General features: G+C 70.6%; 21 protein-coding genes. 15 read left to right on the top strand and 6 right to left on the bottom strand.

The genetic code is table 11. The features are described 5' to 3' along the window. Position 1 precedes the first annotated feature (1 nt). Entirely contained in the window at positions 2–1300 is a 1299-nt protein-coding gene (locus ACGFMM_RS04050) for a flavin-containing monooxygenase (protein ID WP_393642902.1), read from the bottom strand. Between the two features lie 72 nt (positions 1301–1372). Continuing rightward, positions 1373–1618 carry a hypothetical protein gene (locus ACGFMM_RS04045; protein WP_393642900.1) on the bottom strand — a complete coding sequence of 82 codons (246 nt, stop codon included), beginning with the start codon at positions 1616–1618 and terminating at the stop codon, positions 1373–1375. A 165-nt stretch (positions 1619–1783) separates the two neighbouring features. Here ACGFMM_RS04045 and ACGFMM_RS04040 point away from each other — a divergent pair, with 165 nt between their 5' ends. From ACGFMM_RS04040 to ACGFMM_RS03990, 11 genes are all read left to right on the top strand, one after another. Next, on the top strand, positions 1784–3097 hold the full coding sequence (locus ACGFMM_RS04040) for an ATP-grasp domain-containing protein (RefSeq protein WP_393642898.1): 1314 nt from the start codon (positions 1784–1786) through the stop codon (positions 3095–3097). Positions 3098–3118: 21 nt separating this feature from the next. Then, on the top strand, positions 3119–4180 hold the full coding sequence (locus tag ACGFMM_RS04035; protein WP_393642897.1) for an LLM class flavin-dependent oxidoreductase: 1062 nt from the start codon (positions 3119–3121) through the stop codon (positions 4178–4180). Then, positions 4177–5421, top strand: coding sequence for an ATP-grasp domain-containing protein (locus ACGFMM_RS04030; protein ID WP_393642895.1), 1245 nt, complete (start codon positions 4177–4179; stop codon positions 5419–5421). The genes ACGFMM_RS04035 and ACGFMM_RS04030 overlap by 4 nt, the downstream gene beginning before the upstream one ends. A 3-nt stretch (positions 5422–5424) precedes the next feature. Next, positions 5425–6684 carry an acetyl-CoA carboxylase biotin carboxylase subunit family protein gene (locus ACGFMM_RS04025; protein ID WP_393642893.1) on the top strand — a complete coding sequence of 420 codons (1260 nt, stop codon included), beginning with the start codon at positions 5425–5427 and terminating at the stop codon, positions 6682–6684. A gap of 8 nt (positions 6685–6692) precedes the next feature. Further along, positions 6693–7946: an MFS transporter gene (locus ACGFMM_RS04020; RefSeq protein ID WP_393642891.1), complete on the top strand. Its 1254-nt coding sequence runs from the start codon at positions 6693–6695 to the stop codon at positions 7944–7946. A 16-nt stretch (positions 7947–7962) separates the two neighbouring features. Beyond that, the gene (locus tag ACGFMM_RS04015; protein ID WP_393642890.1) at positions 7963–8475 is read left to right on the top strand and encodes a flavin reductase family protein; all 513 of its coding nucleotides are present in this window, start codon (positions 7963–7965) and stop codon (positions 8473–8475) included. A gap of 336 nt (positions 8476–8811) precedes the next feature. Next, positions 8812–9876 (top strand): 4-hydroxyphenylpyruvate dioxygenase, encoded by a 1065-nt coding sequence (gene hppD / locus ACGFMM_RS04010; protein WP_393642888.1) that lies wholly within the window; start codon positions 8812–8814, stop codon positions 9874–9876. Between the two features lie 85 nt (positions 9877–9961). After that, positions 9962–10879 (top strand): phytanoyl-CoA dioxygenase family protein, encoded by a 918-nt coding sequence (locus ACGFMM_RS04005; RefSeq protein WP_393642886.1) that lies wholly within the window; start codon positions 9962–9964, stop codon positions 10877–10879. Next, positions 10879–11850 carry a prephenate dehydrogenase gene (locus ACGFMM_RS04000; protein ID WP_393642884.1) on the top strand — a complete coding sequence of 324 codons (972 nt, stop codon included), beginning with the start codon at positions 10879–10881 and terminating at the stop codon, positions 11848–11850. Before ACGFMM_RS04005 ends, ACGFMM_RS04000 begins: the two co-directional genes overlap by 1 nt. Then, positions 11847–13181, top strand: coding sequence for a PLP-dependent aminotransferase family protein (locus tag ACGFMM_RS03995; RefSeq protein ID WP_393642882.1), 1335 nt, complete (start codon positions 11847–11849; stop codon positions 13179–13181). Before ACGFMM_RS04000 ends, ACGFMM_RS03995 begins: the two co-directional genes overlap by 4 nt. A gap of 5 nt (positions 13182–13186) precedes the next feature. After that, positions 13187–14287 (top strand): alpha-hydroxy acid oxidase, encoded by a 1101-nt coding sequence (locus ACGFMM_RS03990; RefSeq protein WP_393642881.1) that lies wholly within the window; start codon positions 13187–13189, stop codon positions 14285–14287. 43 nt (positions 14288–14330) lie between these two features. On the opposite strand, the gene ACGFMM_RS03985 is transcribed toward ACGFMM_RS03990, so the two are convergent. Beyond that, on the bottom strand, positions 14331–16199 hold the full coding sequence (locus tag ACGFMM_RS03985; RefSeq protein ID WP_393642879.1) for a B12-binding domain-containing radical SAM protein: 1869 nt from the start codon (positions 16197–16199) through the stop codon (positions 14331–14333). Positions 16200–16357: 158 nt separating this feature from the next. On the opposite strand from ACGFMM_RS03985, the gene ACGFMM_RS03980 reads away from it, so the two are divergent. Further along, complete coding sequence (locus tag ACGFMM_RS03980) at positions 16358–16627, top strand: type II toxin-antitoxin system Phd/YefM family antitoxin (RefSeq protein ID WP_030744248.1); 270 nt, start codon at positions 16358–16360, stop codon at positions 16625–16627. Continuing rightward, positions 16620–16883: a type II toxin-antitoxin system RelE/ParE family toxin gene (locus ACGFMM_RS03975; RefSeq protein WP_054221840.1), complete on the top strand. Its 264-nt coding sequence runs from the start codon at positions 16620–16622 to the stop codon at positions 16881–16883. Before ACGFMM_RS03980 ends, ACGFMM_RS03975 begins: the two co-directional genes overlap by 8 nt. Positions 16884–16945: 62 nt before the next feature. Here ACGFMM_RS03975 and ychF read toward each other — a convergent pair whose 3' ends face one another. Continuing rightward, a complete protein-coding gene (gene ychF / locus ACGFMM_RS03970; RefSeq protein WP_393642877.1) occupies positions 16946–18034 on the bottom strand; it encodes a redox-regulated ATPase YchF in 1089 nt (362 codons plus the stop codon). A 230-nt stretch (positions 18035–18264) separates the two neighbouring features. Here ychF and ACGFMM_RS03965 point away from each other — a divergent pair, with 230 nt between their 5' ends. After that, the gene (locus ACGFMM_RS03965; protein WP_393642875.1) at positions 18265–18870 is read left to right on the top strand and encodes a DUF6542 domain-containing protein; all 606 of its coding nucleotides are present in this window, start codon (positions 18265–18267) and stop codon (positions 18868–18870) included. A 33-nt stretch (positions 18871–18903) separates the two neighbouring features. On the opposite strand, the gene ppgK is transcribed toward ACGFMM_RS03965, so the two are convergent. Continuing rightward, positions 18904–19653, bottom strand: a complete 750-nt coding sequence (gene ppgK / locus ACGFMM_RS03960) for a polyphosphate--glucose phosphotransferase (protein WP_393642873.1) — start codon at positions 19651–19653, stop codon at positions 18904–18906. A 78-nt stretch (positions 19654–19731) separates the two neighbouring features. Then, positions 19732–20745, bottom strand: coding sequence for a 4-hydroxy-3-methylbut-2-enyl diphosphate reductase (locus ACGFMM_RS03955; RefSeq protein ID WP_393642872.1), 1014 nt, complete (start codon positions 20743–20745; stop codon positions 19732–19734). A gap of 83 nt (positions 20746–20828) precedes the next feature. Here ACGFMM_RS03955 and ACGFMM_RS03950 point away from each other — a divergent pair, with 83 nt between their 5' ends. Next, on the top strand, positions 20829–22196 hold the full coding sequence (locus ACGFMM_RS03950; protein ID WP_393642870.1) for an APC family permease: 1368 nt from the start codon (positions 20829–20831) through the stop codon (positions 22194–22196). Positions 22197–22338: the final 142 nt, after the last annotated feature.

Below are 22338 nucleotides of genomic sequence, written 5' to 3'. Positions count from 1 at the left end.
CTCAGACGCTCTGCAGCTCGCGGAGCTCCCGCAGATAGGAGCCGACGTCCACCTGCACGGAATGGCCGCTGCTGCTGCCGTACCGCTCGGCGACGCCGGCGAGGTACGCGTCGATCTCGGCGCGCATCTCGCCCTCGGGCGGAAGCGCGGTCCGGCCGGCCACGAGGTCCCCGACCCAGCGGGCCTGCGCCTCGACGAGGCGCGTGATGGAGCCCACCGGGCGGATGAGCCCGACGAAGTACAGCCCGGGGCGGTCGGCGGGGACGACCCGCTTGTACAGCTCGACCGTGCCGTCGGCGCCCGTCGGGCACTCGTCCGGCAGGAAGGGGAAGTCCATGTGGAAGCCGGTGCAGTAGACGACGGCGTCGGCCTCCACGGAGGTCCCGTCGGCGAAGACGACGCGGTCGCCGTCGAAGGACGCGACCGCGGGCTTCGGCGTGACGGACCCGTGCCGGATGCAGCTGAGGATCTCGTCGGAGATGGTCACGGCCGAGGAGAAGATCGGGTGGTCGGGCTCGGGCAGCCCGTAGTCCGAGAGCCGGCCGCGCGCCACGAGCAGCGCCTGCTCGACGAAGCGGCGCTGTTCGGCGAAGGACATGCGGGTGAACCAGGGGGCCTCGGCGATGAGGTCGACCGGGATGCCGAAGAGCTGCTTCGGCACGATGTGCAGCCCGCGGCGAACGGAGAGCAGGGTCTGCCCGGCGTGCCGGGAGAGGTCCGCGGCGATGTCCACGCCGGAGGCGCCCATGCCGACGACGACCACCCGCTGCCCGGCGAACTCGCGCCCGTCACCGTAGTCCATGGAGTGCAGAATCCTTCCGCCGAAGGATCCGGCCCCGGCGGGCAGCGGATCGGGAAGGGCGGGCACGGAGTGGTGCCCGGACGCGACGACGACCTGCTCGAAGACACGCTCGCGGACGTCGCCCCGCGCGTCCCGGCTGCCGACCTTCCAGAGCCCGTCGGCGTCCTGCCGGACGGAGAGCACCTCGACGCCGAACTCGATACGGGACCGCAGCCCGGCCCAGTCGGCGAACGAGCGCAGATAGGCGGCGATGTCGGCGTGCCCGGGGTAGAGCGGGAGGTCGTCGGACATCGGGAACTCCGTGTACCCGGTGAGCTGCCGGGCGCTGTTGAGGTGCAGCGCCTGGTACGCCGGCCCCCGCTCGCCCGCCTCCGGCTGACGCCAGATGCCGCCGACGTCCGGTGCCTTCTCCAGGCAGACGAACTCGACGCCGCGCACGTGCAGCGCGTGTGCCGTCGCCAGCCCGGACAGCCCCGCCCCGATCACACAGACACTCACGACTTCCCCCACAGGACAGGCACGCTGTATTCCGCTTCTGGACGCCCTGTGACTGCCCATCTGCCTCAGGGTTCACACCAGCAACAGCGCGGTCGAGGCGCGCATCACACGGCGACGCGCCGACGGGCCCCGCGCGGCGGTCCCGCCCGCCGCTGTTCCGGTTGCCGGGCGGCGGCCGACGATACCGGCAGTGTTCATCACGCCCACCGGCCCCGGAAGGGAACCGTTCACCACCTTCCGTTTCAAGTCGAAATCACGTGGCGCAAACCGGGTGAACCGCTCACGTTCCAGGAATCTGTTGACCTTGGACTGTGCCAACCCTTAGTGTCTTGGCGATCACACGGGAAAATTGTCGATTAGCAAGCGGCACGGGGGACCCGGATAGTTGATTTCTCTTCACCCTGGTTTTAGTTGCGCGTAGGCCAACTTCAGGGGTATCCGCGACATGTCGCGGCCTATTGTCATGAATCGTCCACATGAACGATGACCCGGCCGCGCCCGCTCTCCATGCGAACCATCGCCGAGTTCAGAGCCAGATTTCGAGGAACTTCTGTGTCTTATCGCGTCTTAGTGGTGCAGCCTGCGTTCTCCGCGAACGCCTATGTCGCTCATGCCCGTTCCCTCGGTTGGGACGTCTTAGTGGCCTCCCTCGAAGACGAAGGCCGCCGAGTCGCCGAAGTCGTCCGTGATCTGGCCACCGAGATAATCACCGTCGACACCAATGACAACGCCGCCCTTGAGGCCGCGGTCGTCGAAGCGCATCGACGCACTCCCATTCACGCCGTCGTGGCAGGCGGTGAATACTACGTTCCGGCCGCCGCGCTTCTCTCCGCCCGGCTGGGAATTCCCGGTCTGAACCCCGCAGCCGTCGACAAGGTCCGGCACAAGGCGCGTATGCGCGAGGCGGTGGCCGCAGCCGGACTGGACGTCCCGAGGTTCACGGTGGTCCGCGATCCCGCGGAACTCGACGCGGCCTGCGCCCATGTGGGATTCCCCGCCGTCATCAAGCCGGTCGATTCCGGCGGCAGCGTCCATGTCTCCCGCGTCGACAGCGTGGCCGAGGCGCGCGCCGCCCTGGACGCGATGCACGCCGAAGAAGGCCTCGAGTTCGACCGGGCGCTGACCCACGACGCCATTCTCGAGCAGTACGTCTCCGGCACGGAATACAGCGCCGACGGTTATGTGCGCGACGGCGAGGCCGTCGTCGTGGCCGTGACGCGGAAACTGCTCGGCCCCGAGCCGCGATTCCTCGAACTCGGGCACCTCACCCCCGCCCCGCTCGACGAGCCCACCCGCGAGGACCTCGCCTCCTACGCGCTGCGCGTCGTCCAGGCCGTGGGCATCACGACCGGCCCGTTCCACTGCGAGCTGCGGCTCAGCGACGGCCGCCCGGTCCTCATGGAGATCGCCGCCCGGCTGCCCGGCGACAAGATCACCGAACTGATGGAGATGGCCACCGGCCTGGCGCTTCCCGCCCAGGTCCTCGCCGACATCACCGGCGCCGACCCCGTGGAGGCCCGCGCCCACCGCGAGCCCGTCGCCAAGGCGGCCGGCATCCGCTTCCTGACCGCGGCCGGAGCGGGCTCGTACCGGAGCCTCGACGGCTGGGAGGAACTCACGGCCGAGCCGTGGGTGGTGGCGGGCCACGTCCTCGTCGCGCCGGGCGCCGGGATCAAGACCGACGAGGCGGACTACAGCTGCCGGATCGCCGCCGTCGTCTTCACGGCGGACTCCCCCGAAGAGGCCCACGAACGCTGGCACCAGATCGGTGACCGCGTCCGCGTGCTCGGCGCCTGACAGAGAAGGGAAAACCACACAATGGATGCTCCTCTGCGCCTTCACTGGTGTTCGCCCCCCGACACGGGCCAGGCGACGCCGACGGACACGTACAAGATAGGCAAGCTCGACATGGGCGAAGTCAAGGACTTCGTCCAGGAGGCCGAGGAACTCGGCGTCGACAGCCTGCTGTTCGGAATCTCCAATTACCTGCCCGACCCGCTCCCGGTACTCGGCGCCCTCTCGCAGGTGACCGACCGCGTCAAGTTCATGCTGGCCTACCGGCCCGGACTGATGTCGCCGACGCTTTTCGCGCAGGTCGTCAACACCCTTTCCTGGATGACGGACGGGCGCATCTCCCTGAACATCGTCTCCGGAATCTCCCCGGCGGAGCAGGCCGGCTACGGCGATTTCCTCAGCCACGACGAGCGCTATGCGCGCTGCAACGAATTCCTGGAGATCATCCGCGGTCTCTGGGAGGGCGAGTCGCCGTTCACCTACGACGGTCAGCACTATTCCCTCAAGGACGCCTCGCTCGGCCTCGGCCACAAGGGCGGCGGCCGGCCGGAGATCTACATCAGCGGCGCCTCCACCGTCGCCCAGCAGACCGCACTCGCCTCCGGCGACTGCTGGCTGCGTTACGGCGATACCCCCGAGGGGATCGCAAAGGCGAGCAAGCCGCTCATCGACGGCGGCTGCCGCGTCGGCACCCGTATGCACGTCCTGGCCCGGCCCACCCGCGAAGAGGCCGTGGCGGAACTCGCCAACCTCATGCGGAATCCCGACGAGGACCACACCGCGTGGATCCGCCAGTGGGTGAACACCACCGACTCCGAGGCCGTGAAGTCCTCCTACAAGCTGGCCGACGAAGCGGACGGCGAATGGCTCTCGCCGTACATCTGGACCGGCGCCGTCGCCTACCGCGGCGGACCGGCCCTGTGCATCGTCGGCAGTTACGAGGAAGTGGCCACGTACATTCACAGCTACAAGGCCGCGGGCATCAGTGAATTCATCTTCTCCGGCTGGCCGACCCGGGACGAGATGCGGAACTTCTTCACCCACGTGGCCCCGCTGATCCGCCGGCTCGAGGAGCAGGCGTCGTGACCGGCCGCGAGGAGAACCCGACCGGGGACGGGGAGCTACTGCTCGTCGGCGTCGGCTTCATGGGCCGCCCGTACGTGGCGGCCGCGAAGCGGCTCGGCCTGCGGGTGCGCGCCGTCGAGGCGCACGACTGGGCCCACATGATCGAGCACCTCGTCGACGAGGTCGTGCCGAGCCAGGGCAAGTACGGTGCGCTGGACGAGCTGTGGGCCGAGACCGTCCACGCGGCCGTCGAGGCGCGCCGGCCGACCGGCATCTTCGGCTTCACCGAGTCGCACGTCCTCGGGGCCGCCCTGGCCCAGGACCGCGCCGGACTGCCCGGACCGTCGTTCCAGGCCGCCGTGATCTCGCGGAACAAGGCGCTGCAGCGCGGCCGGTTCCGCACCCACGGCATCGGCCAGCCCGAGTTCCTGCTCACCGACGACGTAGCCGCCCCGGCCGCGGCCGAGTGGGCGGGCACCCGCCTGCCCGTGGTGCTGAAGCCGCTGTCGTCGGCCGGCAGCGACGGGGTCGAACTGGCCCCCGACGCCGCCGCCTTCGCGGCCGCCGCGGCGCGGCGCGCCTCGGAGCGGCCGATCCTGGTGGAGCAGGCGGTCGAGGGGCCCGAGTACAGCTGGGAGGCCCTGGTCCGGGACGGCGAGGTCTGGTTCGCCAACGTCACCGCCAAGACCACGACCGGCGCGCCCCACTTCGTCGAGCTGGAACACCGGGCCGCCGCGCCCCTGCCGCCGGCGGACGCCGAGCGGGTCGCGGCGCTCGGCCGGGCCGTCCTCGACGCCATCGGGATGCGGACCGGCATCGTCCACCTCGAGTTCCGGCTGACGAGCGAGGGGCCGGCCGTGATGGAGGTCGCGGTCCGCACGCCCGGCGACTACATCATGGAGCTCTGCTCGCTGACGTACGGCATCGACTGGTTCGAGATGGTGGTGCGGCTCGCCGTCGGCGCCGAGCTGCCGGCGCCGCCCGAGGGGCCGGTGCGGCACGCGGCCAGCCTCTTCGTGGTCTCCGACCCCGGCGAGGTCGTCGCCCTCGACGGACTGGACGAGGTCCGCGCCCACCCGGCCGTCGTGGACGCGGCGTTCCGGGTGTCGGTCGGAGACACCGTCGGACGGACCTCCTCCTCCCTGCAGCGAACCGCGTACGCGGTGCTCGCCGCGGACTCGGCCGAGGAACTGGAAGAAGCCATCGCGTTCACCCGGCGGACCCTCTCGATCAAGACGGTCCCCGCGGCGACGGAGGAGTGACCCGTGCACATAGTTGTCGTCAACCGCTGGCCCAGGTTCCCTGACGACGGGCCGCGCTGGGACTTCTCGCTCGGCCGCTTCGAGGACCTCATCGACCACGAACGGCACCGCGTCAGCTACGTGGTCGACCCGGTCGGCGCCACCGGCGTACGCGCGGATCCCGCGCGGATCGCCGGGCTCGTCGAGGTCGCGGACGTCAACGACTTCGAGGCGCTCCGCGCGGCCGTCGGCACGCTCGCGGACGAGGTCGGACCGGTCGACCGGCTCATCGCCGTCTCCGAGTTCACGCTGGCCATCGCGGCCGAGGTGCGCGAGGCGCTCGGCATTCCCGGCCCGCGCCCCGCGGAGGTCGCGGTCTACCGCGACAAGGTGCGGATGAAGGAGCTGATCACCGAGGCCGGGCTCCGCGCGCCGCGCTTCGCCGCCTGCGGCACCGCGGAGAACGCGGTGCGGTTCGCCGGGACGATCGGCTACCCGCTGATCCTGAAGCCGGTGGGCGGGGCGGCGAGCATGGGCGTGCACCGCGTCGACGACGAGGCCGCGCTCCGTACGCTCCTCGACGGGATCGACCTCGCCGACCACCAGCTCGAGGAGTTCGTCGAGGGGCCGGTCTACCACGTCGACGGCTTCGCGGACGAGGACGCGGGCATCCCGTTCATGGCGGTCTCCCGCTACATCAACGACTGCCTGTCCTACGAGTCCGGCGGACAGCCGCTCGGTTCGGTCGTCCTCCAGGCCTCCCCGCTGCGGGACCGCATGGAGGAGTTCGCGCGCAAGTGCGTGGCGGCCCTTGGCATGACGTCCATGCCGTTCCACCTCGAGGTCTTCCTCACGCCGGACGACGAGCTGGTCTTCCTGGAGATCGCCGGCCGCATCGGCGGCGCCGAGGTCCCGTACCTCACGGAGAAGCTCTTCGGGATCAACCTGTTCGAGCCCTGGCTGGACGCGCTCTGCGAGGGGAAGGCGACGCTGCCGCCGAGGGACGGCGATCCGTCGGGCGGCTGGCTGATCATCCCGAAGCCGGACGGACTGCCGGCGAAGGTCGTCTCCGTGACGCCCATGAGTGACGAATTCCCCACCGTCTGGCGGGAGTTGACGCCGCACCCGGGTGACATCCTGCAGCCGGGCGGCAGTTACGACGCCGTGCACAGCGGGCGGTTCATCCTGGTCGGCGACGAGGCGGCCGTCGAGGAGGACATCCGGAAGATCATCGCCGGGTTCCGCATCGAGACCGCCCCGGTCCCGGAACCGGAGTCGCAGTGACGGCCCCGATGACCGACGCACCCACGGCCTCGGCGCTGCACCGCAGGCTCTTCGCCTGCGGTGTCCTCCTCGGCATCGTCGCCGAGCAGATGGTGATGTTCGCCGTTCCGCTGCTCATCTTCCAGGACACCGACGAGGTGTCGTCGCTCGGCTTCGCGTACGCCATCGAGTGGCTGCCGGCGCTGCTGGCGTACCCGTTCGCGGGACTCCTCGCCGACCGGGACGGCGGCGCACGGCTGTTCTCCCTCACCACCGCCGGCCGGGGCGTCGTCCTCGGCGCCGCCCTCATCGGCTGCCTCGCCGCCCCCTCCCTGCTGACGCCGATCCTGATGGCCACCGGAGCGCTGCTGTCGCTGCTGATGGCGCCGGTGCGGATGTCCGTCGAGAAGGTCGTGCCGCAGCTGGCCAAGGGCGCCGAACTTCCCAAGGTCCAGGGCCTGGTGCAGAGCATGGAGGTGTCGGCGATGGCCGTCGGCCCCGCCCTCGCCATGCTGGGCGTGGCCTTCCTCGACAAGGTCTGGCTCCTCGGCGGCGCCGCGGCGATCTTCCTCGCGGCCGCGGCCTGCTGGCTGCCGCTGCCCCGCGGCACGCGGACGCAGAGCAACGGCGGAGCGCGGGAGATCGTCGCCGAGCTCCGGCTCGGCTGGACGCTCCTGGTCCGCAGCCGGCCGCTGGTCCTGCTGGCCTCGCTCAACTTCTCCATCAACCTGGTCTTCGCCACCGTGCTCGCGGCCAACGCGGCCCTGGTCACCGGCGTGTTCAAGGCCCCGGAGTCGTCGTTCGCCCTGCTCAACATCTGCATCGGCGTCCTCGGCATCCTCAACCTCCTGGTGATCCCGTTCCTGCTCAAGCACGTCGAGGTCCGGGTCCTCGGAGTCTTCGGCCTCGCGCTGCTCTGCGGCTGCCTGCTGCTCATCGGCGTCGCCTCGTCGATGGCGCTGTACGCCCCGGCGTTCATCGCCGCGATGGTCGGCGTGACGTACTTCAACGTCTTCAACCGCACGCAGCGGATCAAGGTCCTGCCGGAGGAGCACCTGGGCAAGGTGATGGGGCCGTTCTACCTGCTCAACATGCTGGCCCTGCCCTTCGCCGGCCTCCTGGTGGCCGGCTCCGGCTCCACCGTGGGCCCGCAGCGGCTGGTCCTCGTCCTCGCGGCGGCGCTCACCGTGTTCGGCGCGATCATGCTGCCGCTCATCGTCCGCGCCTTCGGCCGCGCCATCGCCGCACGGGAGAAGACTCTCGTCGGCACGAACGCAGAATAGTGAGGACTTGATGGACGTGGGTTCTGCACGGTTCAGCGAACTCTTCGGCTCCTTCCCGACCCCGATCGCGATCGTCACGGCGATGGACGGGAACGGCGAGCCGTACGGATTCACCAGCAACGCGTTCTGCGCCGTCTCGGCGGCGCAGCCGTCGCTGCTCGTCTCCGTGGGAAAGGGTTCCCGGACACTGCCGGCGATCATGTCGTCGCAGGCGTTCGCGGTGAACTTCCTCTCCGCGTCCGGGCGCAGCGCCTCCCAGGTGTTCGCCGGCAAGGCCACGGACAAGTTCGCGCACGTGGAGTGGCGGCCCTCGGCCGTCGCGGAAGGCGCACCGCTGCTCGTCGACATCGCCCTCGGCTACGCGGAATGCCGCGTACAGCAGGCGATCGAGGTGGGCGACCACTGGCTCTTCGTGGCCCGGGTGGAGGACACCGCCGTCTTCCCCCGCGAGCCCCTGCTCTACCGCCGCGGCGACTACGGCGTGTGGTCGCCGCGGAACGTCGACCTGGAGGAACTGTCGGCCCTCTGAGAGGGCCCCGACCACCACGCACCACCACGCACCACCGCGTAGCACCGCGCGCCACGCGCACCACCACTCAGCCACCGACCGCCCGTCGACCGGCCGGCCGTCCGACGACGGACCGCAGGCCGCTCGACGACTGATGACGGACCGCAGGCCGCTCGACCACCGTCGACGGCCGACCGTCGACGGCCCGGCCGTCGCCCCGTCGACCCTTCAACCGTCGACCGATCACCCCGCGCGCGACCGCCCGCCGACGGGGTACCGATCGATCCCTTTTCGCGCCTGTCGATAGTTCGCCCGTCGATTGTTCGCCTGTCGATCACCCCACCAGAAAGGCATCGCATGGACATCGGAGCCGTGGACCACGTCGAGTTCTACGTCGGGGACGCCCAGCAGTCCGCGTTCTACCTCTGCACCGCCTTCGGCTTCCGCATCTGCGGCGAGGCCGGCCCCGAGACGGGGCAGCCCGACCACCGCTCGCTGCTGCTCCGCCAGGGCGGCATCGAGGTCGTCCTCACCTCCGCCCTCAGCCCCGGCCACCCGGCGGCGGCGTACGTGACGCAGCACGGCGACGGCGTCGCCAACATCGCCTTCGAGGTCAGCGACGCGGCCAAGGCCTTCGAGACGGCCGTGGAGCGCGGCGCCACCCCGGTCGAGCCGCCCGTCGTCCACAGCAAGGACGGCACCGAGGTCGTCACCGCCTCGGTCCTCGGCTTCGGGGACGTGGCGCACCGGTTCGTGCAGCGCACCGGGGACCGCGAGCAGTTCCTGCCGGGCGTGATGGACATCTTCGCGCCGGACCCGGACGAGGGCGAGCACCTCCTGAGCACGGTGGACCACGCGGCGATCTGCCTGCCCGCGGGTCAGCTGCGTCCCACGGTCGCCTTCTACGAGGAGGTCTTCGGCTTCTCGCAGATCTTCGAGGAGTTCATCGAGGTCGGCGCCCAGGCCATGGACTCCAAGGTGGTCCAGAGCCCGTCCGGCCAGGTGACGTTCACGCTGATCGAGCCGGTCGCCGACCGGGAGCCCGGCCAGATCGACGGCTTCCTCGCCCGCCACGGCGGCGCCGGCGTGCAGCACCTCGCGCTGCTCTGCGACGACATCGTCGGCAGCGTGGAGACCCTGGAGAACCGGGGCGTCAAGTTCCTGCAGACCCCGGGCTCGTACTACGACGGGCTCCAGGAGCGGTTCGCGCGCCCGAACCTCCAGATCGAGGACCTGCGCCGCACCAACGTGCTGATCGACGAGGACCACTGGGGCCAGGTGTTCCAGATCTTCACCCAGTCCCAGCACGTGCGGAAGACCTTCTTCTGGGAGGTCATCGACCGGCACGGCGCCCGCACCTTCGGCAGCGGCAACATCAAGGCCCTCTACGAGGCGGTCGCCCGCGAGAAGGCCGCGTCCTGACGCGAGGGGGCGTCCGTCGCCCCGCCCCGCCCGGGCACTCCTCGCGCACCTGCCACTCCTCTCCCACGTACCCGTAAGGATGACCATGACCGTTCAGGACTCCCGGACCTTCACCCTCACCGACGAGGAGCGCGCCCTGCTCCCCACCGACGAGGACGTCACCTTCTACGCCGAGCACGGCTGGTACCTGTCCAAGAAGCTGTTCACCGACGAGGAGGTCGAGCAGCTGGAGGCCGCCAGCGAGCGCTTCTACGCCGGCCACCGCGACCGTACGCTGCCGGTCCGCCCGCCCAAGCTGGCGTACTGGGAGCCGGAGCACGGCCCCGTCCAGCGGCACAACGACTACATCCACTACGAGGACGACACCATCGGCCGCATCCTGCGCAAGCCGCTGCTCGGCGCGGTGGCGGCGCGGCTCGCCGAGGCCGAGCAGATACGGGTCTTCCAGTCGACCCTCATCTACAAGCCCCCGGTCGCCGGGGAGCAGTCGAACATCGTGCCCTGGCACTTCGACCGGCACTACTGGTCGACGTCCACCTCCGAGCGGATGCTGACCGCGTTCATCCCCTTCCACGACTGCGACGAGGAGATGGGCACGATCACGATGGTCGACGGCAGCCACCTGTGGAAGGAGACGTCCGAGAACGACGCCACCTCCCTCCACTTCGCCGAGCGCGACCGCTCCGAACTGGACCGGATGCTGGAGGAGAACGCCGCGTTCAACGGCGTCACGGTCGAGAAGATCCCGGTCGTCATCCCGAAGGGCCACGTGAACTTCCACCACTGCCGTACGTACCACGGCAGCGGCGCCAACGTCAGCGACCGCCCGCGCCGGGCCATCTCCTTCCACCTGCAGGACGGCGAGAACCGCTACCGCGCCTTCCGCCGCTCGGACGGCACCGACGTCGCGTACAACCACGACGTGGTCGTCCGGCGCACCGCCGAGGGCACGCCCGACTACAGCGACCCCGAGTTCCTGCCGCTGCTGTGGAGCAACCGCTGATGCGCAGTGCCGCAGTGGTCGGTACCGGCCTGATCGGTACCTCGATCGCCCTGGCCCTGCGGGGCCGGGGCGTGACCACGTACCTGATCGACACCGACCCGGAGGCCGCGCGCACGGCCGCCGGGCTGGGGGCCGGCCTCGCGGGAAGACCCCGGGAACGGGTCGAACTGGCCGTGCTCGCGATGCCGCCGCAGTACGTGGCGGCGGCCCTGCGGGAACACCAACTCGCCGAACTCGCCGCGGACTTCACGGACGCGGCCAGCGTCAAGGAGCCGCCCCAGCAGGAGGCGGCCCGGCTCGGCTGCGATCTGACGCGCTTCGTCGGCGGACACCCGATGGGCGGCCGGGAGCAGTCCGGGCCGCTGGCCGCGCGCGACGACCTGTTCCACGGCCGGCCCTGGGTGCTGACGCCCTCGCCGCAGACGCGTCCGCAGACCTTCGAACGCGCCCGGGAGCTGGCCGAGTTGTGCGGCGCCCGGCCGGTCGTCATGGGCCAGGCGGAGCACGACCGGGCGGTCGCGCTCACCTCCCACGCGCCGCACATGGTGTCCACCCTGCTCGCGGCCCGCCTGCTGCACGGCGAACCGTCCCAACTCGCCCTCGCCGGGCAGGGACTGGCGGACGTGACCCGGCTGGCCGGCGGCAACGCCGACCTGTGGACCGACATCCTCGGCTCGAACGCGGTGGCCGTCGCCGACGTCCTCACCGAGTTCGGCCGCGAGCTGCACCAGGTCGTCGACGCCCTGCGGGGCCTCGGCGCCGCCGGCGAGCCCGAACAGCGGCGGCCCCACGCGGACCGGCTCTCGACGGCCCTGGTCCGCGGCATCCAGGGCCGCGCCCGGATCCCGGCCCGCACTACCGGCCCGGCCGTCGGTGCGGGCCCGGCTCCCGGTACGGATCCGGCCCTCGGTACGGGCCCGGCTCCCGGTACCGGCCCCGCTCTCGCGACCGCACAGGGAGGACCGAGATGACACCACCCGCAGCGCCGCTCCACCTCTCCGACCTGCACGGCTCGCTGACCGACCCCGTCCTCGACGCGATGAACTTCCTCAACGAGGTCGTCGGCCGCTTCCCGGACGCGATCTCCTTCGCACCGGGCCGCCCGACGGAGGGCGACTTCGAGCCGGAGGACCTGGCACGCCACCTGGCCACGTACACGCGGTACCTGGAGCAGGACCTGGGCTGGACGCGCGACCGCGTCCGCACCCAGCTCTTCCAGTACGGCCGCACCAACGGCATCATCCACGAGCTGATCGCCCGGACCGTCGCTAACGACGAGGGCATCGAGGTCCCGCCGGAGGCGGTCGTGGTGACGACCGGCTGCCAGGAGGCCATGCTCCTCACCCTGCGGGCCCTGTTCGCCCGCCCCGAGGACACCCTGCTGGTCAGCTCGCCGTGCTACGTCGGCATCACGGGCGCGGCCCGCCTCCTGGGCATCCGGGTCCGCCCGGTACCGGAGGGCCCGGACGGCCCGGACCCGGAGGCGGTCCGCGCGGCGGCACGCGCCGCGCGGGAGGCCGGCGAGCGCCCGCGCGCGTACTACGTGGTCCCGGACTTCGCCAATCCGACCGGCACGAGCATGACCGAGGAAGCGCGCGAGCAGCTCCTTGAGGTGTCGGCGGAGGAGGACCTCCTCATCCTGGAGGACGACCCGTACGGCTTCTTCGTCCGCACCGGCCCGGCCCGCCCCACGCTGAAGGCCCTCGACCGGGCCCGGCGCGTGGTGCACCTCGGCTCGTTCGCCAAGACGGCCCTGCCCGGGGCCAGGGTGGGCTACGTCCTGGCCGACCAGGAGGTGGCGGGCGAGGACGGCCGGCGCTCGCTGCTCGCCGACGAACTGTCGAAGATCAAGAGCATGACGACGGTCAACACCTCGGCCGTGAGCCAGGCCGTCATCGGCGGACTGCTCGTCGCGCACGACTGCCGGCTGCGCGAGGCGAACGCCGGGACCGTCGCGTACTACCGCACGGCGATGGACACCCTGCTCGACGAGCTGGAACGCCACTTCCCCGCCGACCGCAGGGCCGAACTCGGCATCTCGTGGAACCGCCCGGACGGCGGCTTCTTCGTGGTCGTCACGGTCCCGTTCGCCGCGGACCACAAGGCCCTGGAACTGTCCGCCCGCGCGTACGGCGTGCTGTGGACCCCGATGCAGGACTTCCACCTGGACGGCGGCGGCACACACCAACTGCGCCTGTCGTGCAGCGCGCAGACCCCGGAGAGGATCAAGGAAGGCATCGCGAACCTGTCGGCCTTCATCAACGACCGACTCACCGGCGACGCCCACCCGGAGGAACTGTGACGACCGTGTCGCTGCACACGTACGAGGCAGCGGCCAAGGAGCGGCTGCCGGGCCCGGTCTGGGACTTCTTCGCCGGCGGCAGCGGCACCGAGTCGATGCTGACGGCCGGCCGGAAGGCCCTGGACCGTATCCAGCTGCGCCCCCGCTGCCTCGTCGACGTCTCCCACTGCGACCCCGGCACCGAACTGCTGGGTGCGCGGCTTGCGGCCCCCCTGGCCGTCGCCCCGATGGCCTACCACCGCCTCGCCCACCCCGAGGGCGAGGTCGCGACGGCGCGGGCGGCGGGAGCGGCGGGGGTGCTGCTGACAGTCAGCATGTTCGCGAGCCGCACGCTCGAAGCGATCGCGGCGGCGGCGACGGGCCCCCTGTGGCTCCAGCTCTACTGGCTGAAGAACCGCGCCCTGCTGGCGGACCTGATCCACCGCGCCGAAGCGGCCGGCTACCGGGCCCTGGTCCTGACCGTGGACGCCCCGAGAGTCGCGACCCGCCCGCGGGACGCACGGAACGGCTGGGCGATCCCCCCGGAGATCAGAGCGGTCAACCTCCCCGAGGAGACCATGTCGGCCTCCCACGGCAGAACGGCGGGCGAATCGGCGATAGCCCGCCACTCCAGGGACCAGTTCGACTCCTCGATCACCTGGGACGACCTCGCCTGGCTCCGCGAGACGACGACGCTGCCGCTGATCCTGAAGGGCGTACTGACGGCCGAGGACGCCGAACTGGCCGTCAAGCACGACGTGTCCGGCCTGATCGTCTCCAACCACGGCGGCCGGCAACTCGACTTCGCCCGAAGCGCTCCCGAGTGTGTCACGGAGATCGTGGACGCCGTACGGAGCGCGAACGCAGAATGTCAGGTCATCCTCGACGGCGGCATCCGCCACGGCGCCGACATCGCCAAGGCCCTCTGCCTCGGCGCCGACGCCGTCATGACCGGCCGCCCCGCCCTCTGGGGCCTCGCCCACTCCGGCGCGGAGGGCGTCACCGCGGTCCTCCGCCACCTCATGACGGAGTTCGAAGAGGTCATGGCCCTCATGGGCACCCCGAAGGTCTCCGCCTTCACCCGCTCCGCAATCCACCAACCCACATGCGACCACCACACGCCATGACCCGGAGGCGGGGCCCGCTCCTGGCAGGCCGCTCCTCCTCACGTCACCCGGTCAGTGCCCGTGCAATGAAATGTCCGGGCACTGTCGGGCGCGGTACGCGGCCTCGGAACCAGCGGCGCACGTCCTGATCGAGCAGGATGCCGTGCATGTAGTTGTACAACGCCTTGTTGAGCGCTCGACCCATGGCGTCGTGGTCGGTGCCTGTCGGGTCGTGGAAGCCGACGTCGTTCTTGGCGAAGGTCCCGTCGGGCAGCGGCAGCAAAGTGATGCCGTATTCCTGCGGATTCCGGCCGACCGGCGAATGCACGGTAGCGGAAAAGCGGTGGAAGAAGCCGGACTGGATACAGTCGGCCTCGAACAGTTGGCGCACGTACTCCAGCGCGTCCACCGTGTCCTGCACGGTCTGGGTGGGGAATCCGTACATCAGGTAGGCGTGCACGAGGATGCCGGCGTCCGTGAAGGCACGCGTCACCCGCGCCACCTGCGCCACCGAGACGCCCTTCTTCATCAGCTTGAGCAGGCGATCGGATGCCACTTCCAGCCCGCCGGAGATGGCAATGCACCCCGAGTCGGCCAGAAGCCGCGCCAACTCCGGCGTGAAGGACTTTTCGAAACGGATATTGCCCCACCACGTAATGGTCACCCGACGGCGCAGCAGTTCCTCCGCCAACGCCCTGAGCATCTTGGGCGGTGCTGCTTCGTCCACGAAGTGAAAGCCGGTCTGGCCGGTTTCCGCGACGATGGATTCGATACGGTCGACCAGCAGTTCGGCCGATGCGGTTTCATACCGCGAGATGTAGTCGAGTGAGACGTCGCAGAAACTGCACTTCTTCCAGTAGCAGCCGTGGGCGATGGTCAGTTTGTTCCAGCGCCCGTCACTCCACAGCCGATGCATGGGGTTGAGCATGTCCAGCAAGGACAGGTAGCGGTGCAGGGGAAGGCCGTCCCAGGTCGGCGTACCGGTCTCGGTGAAGGTGACGTCCGGCTCCGACCGGGCGTGGTAGCGCACGACGCCGTTCTCGCGCACGAAGGTGCGCACCAGCCGATCGGCGGGACGCTCTCCGGCCAGGTGCTCCAGCAACGCCAGCAGCGGACGTTCACCGTCGTCCAGCGTCACGAAGTCGACGTAGTCGAAGACGCGCGGTTCGGCCAGCTCCCGGAGCTCGGTGTTGACGTAGCCGCCCCCCAGGCACACCGTCAGCTCCGGCCGGCGACGCTTGATGGACTGGGCGATGCGGAACGCGGCGTACACCGCGCCGGGGAAGGGCACCGATAACAGCACCACCGTGGGCTGATGGCGTTCGACAGCCTCCCACGTCAGCTCGTCCAGGATCGTGTCGATCAGCGTCGGCGGTGCGGCCAGCGCCTCGGCCAGAGGGTCGAAACTGGGCTGCGACATCGCCAGCGAATCGGCGTAACGCACGAACTCGAAACGCGGGTCGACGGCATCACGAATGACGTCGGCCAGATCGTTCAGATAGAGCGTGGCCACATGACGCGCACGATCGTGCGTGCCCAGCGCGCCGAAAGCCCAAGCCAGCGGGTCGCCGCCGTCCGGGTCATCCGGATCGACATAGACATCCAGCGCGGCGAAGCGGGCGCCCTCCGGCAGAAACCGGCGTGCGGCGATGCGGTGCGCCAACGTCGGATCCTGACCTTGCAGGAAGGCAATGGCCGGCTCGACGGTGGCGCGATAGCGCGGGAAAAGCGCCAGAAAATCCCGAACCGCCGGCGACTGTTCGGCGAGCGGGCGCCGCTGCGCGGCTTGCCGAACGGCCTCCAATCCCGGCCTGGAAAGCAACCGCAGCACCAGTGACAACGCCAGGTCCTCCTGGAACGCGGTCACACCCTCCTTGCGCAGGAAGCCGGTGAGATAGGCGGTCGACGGATAGGGGGTGTTCAGCTGGGTCATCGGCGGGACGACCGCCAGCACACGAGGAGCAGGAATGGGCATCGTGGGCGAAGACTTTACACAATTCCCGGAGCCCGACCACCGGGGGTCACTCCCTGCCTTCGGACTCGATCCCCGAGCCGTTGTGTACACATGGGACACTCTGTACGCTTGAGCGCATGACGCAGCCACTGCCCATAGAGTCCATCCGCGACGTGCGCGCCCACCTGGCGGAGGTCGTGGAGCGCGCCGACCGCGACGACGTACCCACGGTGATCACGCGCCGTGGCAAGCAAGTCGCCGCCGTGGTCTCCATCGAGGTGCTGCGCAAGTACCAGGAATGGGAAGAGCGCGAGATCAACCGGATCATCGACGAGCGCATGGCCAACCCAGCTCCCGGCATCCCGATCGAGGACATCATGAGGGAGACGCTGGCGCGCGGTGAGTGAGTACCGAACCGTCTTCCGCCCCGAGGCGCAGGCCGAGCTTCGGAAGATCCCTCGCGACATGGCACTGCGCATCCTGGCCAAGCTGACCGAGCTGGAGACCGACCCCCTCGGCTTCAACACCACCGCACTCGTGTCCCAGCCCGAACGCCGCCGTCTGCGCGTCGGCGACTATCGCGTCGTCTACACGATCGACAACGGAGAGTTGGTGGTCTGGGTCGTTCACGTGGGACACCGGTCCACTGTTTACGAGACCTGAGCACGGCGACGACGAAGGGGCCGGACTCGACTGAGCCCAGCCCCTTCTGACTACTTCATCGCTCAGACGTTGAAGCGGAACTCCACGACGTCGCCGTCCTGCATGACGTACTCCTTGCCCTCCATGCGGGCCTTGCCGGCGGAGCGGGCGTCGGCTACCGAGCCGGTTTCGACGAGATCGGCGAAGGAGATGACCTCGGCCTTGATGAAGCCCTTCTGGAAGTCGGTGTGGATCACACCGGCCGCCTCGGGGGCCGTGGCGCCCTGCTTGATCGTCCAGGCGCGGGACTCCTTCGGGCCGGCCGTGAGGTACGTCTGCAGGCCCAGGGTGGCGAAGCCGACGCGGGCCAGGATCGCGAGGCCGGGCTCCTCGGCGCCGACGGACTGGAGGAGCTCCATGGCGTCCTCCTCGTCGAGCTCGGCGAGGTCCGCCTCCAGCTTGGCGTTCAGGAAGATCGCCTCAGCCGGGGCGACCAGCGCGCGCTGCTCGTTCTTGAACGTCTCGTCCGTCAGCTCGTCCTCGTCCACGTTGAAGACGTAGAGGAACGGCTTGGTCGTGAGGAGGTGCAGGTCGTGGAGGAGTTCCGACTTCTCCGTGCCCTGGACGATGCCCTGCGAGAACAGCGTGTCGCCGCGCTCCAGGATCTCCTTCGCCGCCTCGACCGCGGCGACCTTCGGCGCCACGTCCTTCTTGATCCGTGCCTCCTTGGCCAGGCGCGGCAGGACCTTCTCGATCGTCTGCAGGTCCGCGAGGATCAGCTCGGTGTTGATCGTCTCGATGTCGTCCTTCGGCGAGACCTTGCCGTCGACGTGCACGACGTTCTCGTCCTTGAACGCCCGGATCACCTGGCAGATCGCGTCGGACTCGCGGATGTTCGCCAGGAACTTGTTGCCCAGGCCCTCGCCCTCGCTCGCGCCGCGCACGATGCCGGCGATGTCGACGAAGTCGACCGTCGCCGGGAGGATGCGCTGCGAGCTGAAGATCTCCGCGAGCTTCGTCAGGCGGTCGTCGGGCACGCCGACGACGCCGACGTTCGGCTCGATCGTGGCGAACGGGTAGTTGGCCGCCAGCACGTCGTTCTTGGTCAGGGCGTTGAACAGGGTCGACTTGCCGACGTTCGGCAGGCCGACGATTCCGATCGTGAGCGACACGGGGCGACTTCCCTAGCGGTGTGAATGCGGTGGTGGATGCGGTGCGGGTGCGGTCTGAGTGTGGTGCCGTTCGGTTGTCCTGCGCCGCTCGGCCGGGGGGCCGATCCCCCAGTTTACGGGCGCGGCGAACCGGCCATCCACGCCCACCTTCGGCCGTTCTCTCCGCCCGCCTCACCCAAAGGGCGTGTCCTGTGCCCGGTTCCTGCCCGGTTGCGACCTACGTTGGAGACGTGGAGCAGCACAAGACTCGTCACCCTCAGCGCCGCGCGTTCGCCGACGGCGCCGCGGTGTACCCCGTGCCCGCGCGCCCGGGCGTCCGCCCGGTCCGTGGGCCCGGCGCCGCCGCCCGCGCCCGTACGGCCCGGCCCGCCGCCGCGCCGGCCGCCCCCGCGCCCCTGCTGCGGCGGCTGCCCAACCCCCGGCTCACGGGGCTCGGCGCCGGGCTGTTCGCCGCCGCCTCGATGCTGGTCGTCGGGTTCCTCGACGCGCTGCTCCTGGACGGCTCCCCCGTGGCGTACGGGCTGCTGTTCCTACCGGTCAGCGCCCTCACCGCGCTCTGGGTCCGGGCCGCCGACCTGGTGACCGCGCCCATCAGCGTGCCGATCGCCTTCGCCGTCGGCATCGTGCCGATCGCCGGCGGTACGGGCGGCATCGGCGGCAGCACCATGGCCGTCGTCACCGCCCTCGCCGTCCACGCCGGCTGGCTGTACGGGGGGACGCTGATCGCCGGGGTGATCACCTGCGTGCGGAAGGTACGGGACATGGGGCGGCGGCAGCGCGCGGCCGCCGCGGCCGCCGCGGCCGCCGCGGCCGCCCGGAGGGCGAACGCTCGGTGAAAACGGGGTGGCCTGCCCCCTGGCGCACCGTCCCTACGACCCGCTCTTCCGCGCTGTCATCGCCGCTCCCACGATGCCCGCGTTGTTCTGCAGCTCCGCCGGGACGATCTCCGCGCGGATGCCGTCCAGCAGGTGCAGGAACCGGTCCGCCTTGCGGCTGACGCCGCCGCCGATGATGAAGAGTTCCGGCGAGAACAGCATCTCCACGTGGGCCAGGTACTTCTTCAGGCGGCGGCCCGCCCAGTGCTCCCAGCTGAGGTCCTCGTCCTCCTTGGCCTTCGTGGAGGCGCGCTTCTCCGCGTCGTGGCCCTTCAGCTCGAGGTGGCCGAGCTCCGTGTTCGGGACCAGGCGGCCCTCCGTGAACACCGCCGAGCCGATGCCCGTGCCGAGGGTCAGCAGGACGACCGTGCCCGTACGGCCCCGGCCCGCGCCGAAGGTCATCTCGGCGACGCCCGCCGCGTCCGCGTCGTTCAGGACGGTCACCGGGAGGCCGTCGAGGCGGTCGCTCAGCAGCCGGCCGGCGTCCACGCCGATCCAGCCCTTGTCCACATTGGCCGCCGTACGGACCGTCGAGCCGGTCACCACGCCCGGGAACGTCACGCCCACCGGGCCCGACCAGCCGAAGTGACGGACCACCTCCGCGACGCCCCCCGCCACACCGTCGGGCGTGGCGGGGTGCGGGGTCAGCACCTTGTGGCGGGGCTCGGTCAGGTCGCCGCGCTCCAGGTCAACGGGCGCGCCCTTGATGCCCGAGCCGCCGATGTCCACTCCGAAGACGTTCATGCCGTCCACGGTAGGGGGAGAGGGGGCTCCTCACTGCCCGGAACTACTCCGACCACTCCTTGAGGAGTTCTCCTCCGGCTACTCCTTGTTGAGTTCCGCCGCCTCCGCGCGCAGGTCGCGGCGGAGCTCCTTCGGGAGGGAGAAGGTCAGGGTCTCGTCCGCGGTCTTCACCAGCTCCACGTCCGCGTAGCCGCGTTCCGTCAGCCACTCCAGGACCTCCTGGACCAGGACGTCCGGCACGGACGCGCCCGAGGACAGGCCGACGCTGGTGACGCCCTCGAGCCAGGCCTCGTCGATCTCGCTCGCGAAGTCGACCAGGTACGCGGCGTCCGCGCCGGCCTGGACGGCGACGTCGACCATGCGCTGGGAGTTCGAGGAGTTCTTCGAACCGACGACGATGACCAGCTCCGCCTGCGTCGCCAGCTCCTTGATCGCGGCCTGGCGGTTCTGCGTGGCGTAGCAGATGTCGTCGGACGGCGGGGAGATCAGCTGCGGGAACTTCTCCTTCAGCGCGTCCACCGTCTCCATGGTCTCGTCGACGGAGAGCGTGGTCTGGGAGAGCCAGACGACCCGGGACGGGTCGCGGACCTCGACCTTCGCCACGTCCTCCGGGCCGTCGACGAGCTGGATGTGCTCGGGGGCCTCGCCGGTGGTGCCGATGACCTCCTCGTGGCCCTCGTGGCCGATGAGGAGGATGTCGAAGTCCTCGTTGGCGAAGCGGACGGCTTCCTTGTGGACCTTGGTGACCAGCGGGCAGGTGGCGTCGATGGTCGCCAGCCTGCCGCGGCGGGCCTCCTCGTGGACGGCCGGGGCCACGCCGTGGGCGGAGAACATCACGATGTTGCCCGGCGGGACCTCGGTCGCCTGGTCGACGAAGATCGCGCCCTTCCGCTCCAGGGTCTGCACGACGTACTTGTTGTGGACGATCTCGTGGCGGACGTACACGGGGGCCCCGTACTGCTCCAGGGCCTTCTCGACGGCGATCACGGCACGGTCCACGCCCGCGCAGTAGCCGCGCGGGGCGGCGAGCAGGACACGCTTCTGGCGGGCGGGCGCGGGCGACGACGCGGGCGTTGCAGTCATGCGTCCCATCGTAAGGGTGGGCGGGGTGGGGCCCGCGTCTGCGGGCCGCGTCGCAGCGGCCGTGCGCGGAGGCGGTGCCAGAGACTGTGCGCATGACCGAGGAAGCGCCTATTGCGGGGCATACGGGACTTCGGCGGAACCTCGGGTTCCGGGACCTGGTGGTCTACGGGCTGCTCTTCATCGCGCCCATGGCGCCGGTGGGGGTCTTCGGCACGCTGGACGCGCGCTCGGACGGGGCGGTGGCGCTGGTGTACCTGGTCGCCACGGTGGCCATGGCGTTCACGGCGTACAGCTACGCGCAGATGGTGCGGGTCGCGCCGATGGCGGGGTCGGTGTTCACGTACGCGCGCAAGGGGCTGGGGGACGGGCCCGGGTTCGTCGCCGGGTGGATGGCGCTCCTCGACTACCTGCTGATCCCGGCGGTGGCGTACCTGTTCGCGGGGATCGCCATGGAGGCGCTGGTGCCGGAGGTCGACCGGTGGGTCTGGACGGGTCTCGCCGTGGTGATCACGACGCTGCTGAACCTGTGGGGGGTCCGGACGGCGGCGCGGGTGGGGTTCGCGGTGCTGGCGATGGAGATCGTGGTGCTGCTGGTGTTCGTGGTGTCGGCGGTGGTCGTGCTCGTACGGGACGGGGCACGGCGCGACCTGTGGTCGCCGCTCACCGGGGACACCGCGTTCTCGATGGCGGCGGTGCTGGGGGCGGTCTCGGTGGCGGTGCTGTCGTACCTGGGCTTCGACGCGATCGCGAGCTTCGCGGAGGAGGTGACCGGCGGGTCCGCGAAGGTGGCGCGGGCGGTGCTGCTCTGCCTCGCGCTGGCGGGGGTGCTGTTCGTGGTGCAGACGTACCTGGTGGCGCTGCTGTCGCCGGTGTCCTCGCAGACGCTGGCGCTGGAGCCGGCCCGGCAGGGATCGGCGTTCTACGACGCGGTGGACGTGTCGGTGGGGACGTGGCTGCACGACCTGGTGGCGGTGAGCAAGGCGATCGGGGCGGCGTTCGCGGCGCTGGCGGGGCAGGCGGCGGGCGGACGGCTGCTGTTCGCGATGGGACGCGAGCACCGGCTGCCGCATGTCCTCGGACGGACGGACGCGGGGGTGCCGCGGGTGGCGCTGCTGGTCTCGGCGACGGTCACGATGGTGGCGGCGGTGTGGGCGGCGCGGCAGGACGACGGTCTCGACCATCTGGTGTCGGTCGTGAACATCGGGGCGCTGACGGCGTTCGTGCTGCTGCACGCGAGCGTGATCGGGTGGTTCGCGGTACGGCGGATGGCGGGCCCGCCGCACTGGCTCCGCCATGTCGTGGCCCCGACGGCCGGTGCGGCGATCCTGATCGCCGTGATCGTGGAGGCCTCGGTGTCCGCGCAGGTGGTGGGCGTGATCTGGCTGGGCGTGGGCCTGGTGGTCCTCGCGGTCCAGGGGACCCGCGGGGGGCCGCCGGAGGGGCCGGCGCGGGAGGTGTGACGGGGGCGGGGGTAGGGGCGGGTGCGCCGCGGCGGGCGGGCGCGGGCCCGCGGGGCGCCCGGTAAACCCCACCCCCCCCCCTCCCCCAAACCACCCGGGGGGCCGGGGGGGGGGGGGAGTGGGGGTGCGCCCCCGCGCCCCG

The organism is Streptomyces sp. NPDC048604, assembly GCF_043199435.1.
GTDB lineage: Bacteria > Actinomycetota > Actinomycetes > Streptomycetales > Streptomycetaceae > Streptomyces.
The sequence above is the reverse complement of the archived record's forward strand: the minus strand, read 5'-3'. Positions and strand labels throughout refer to the sequence as shown.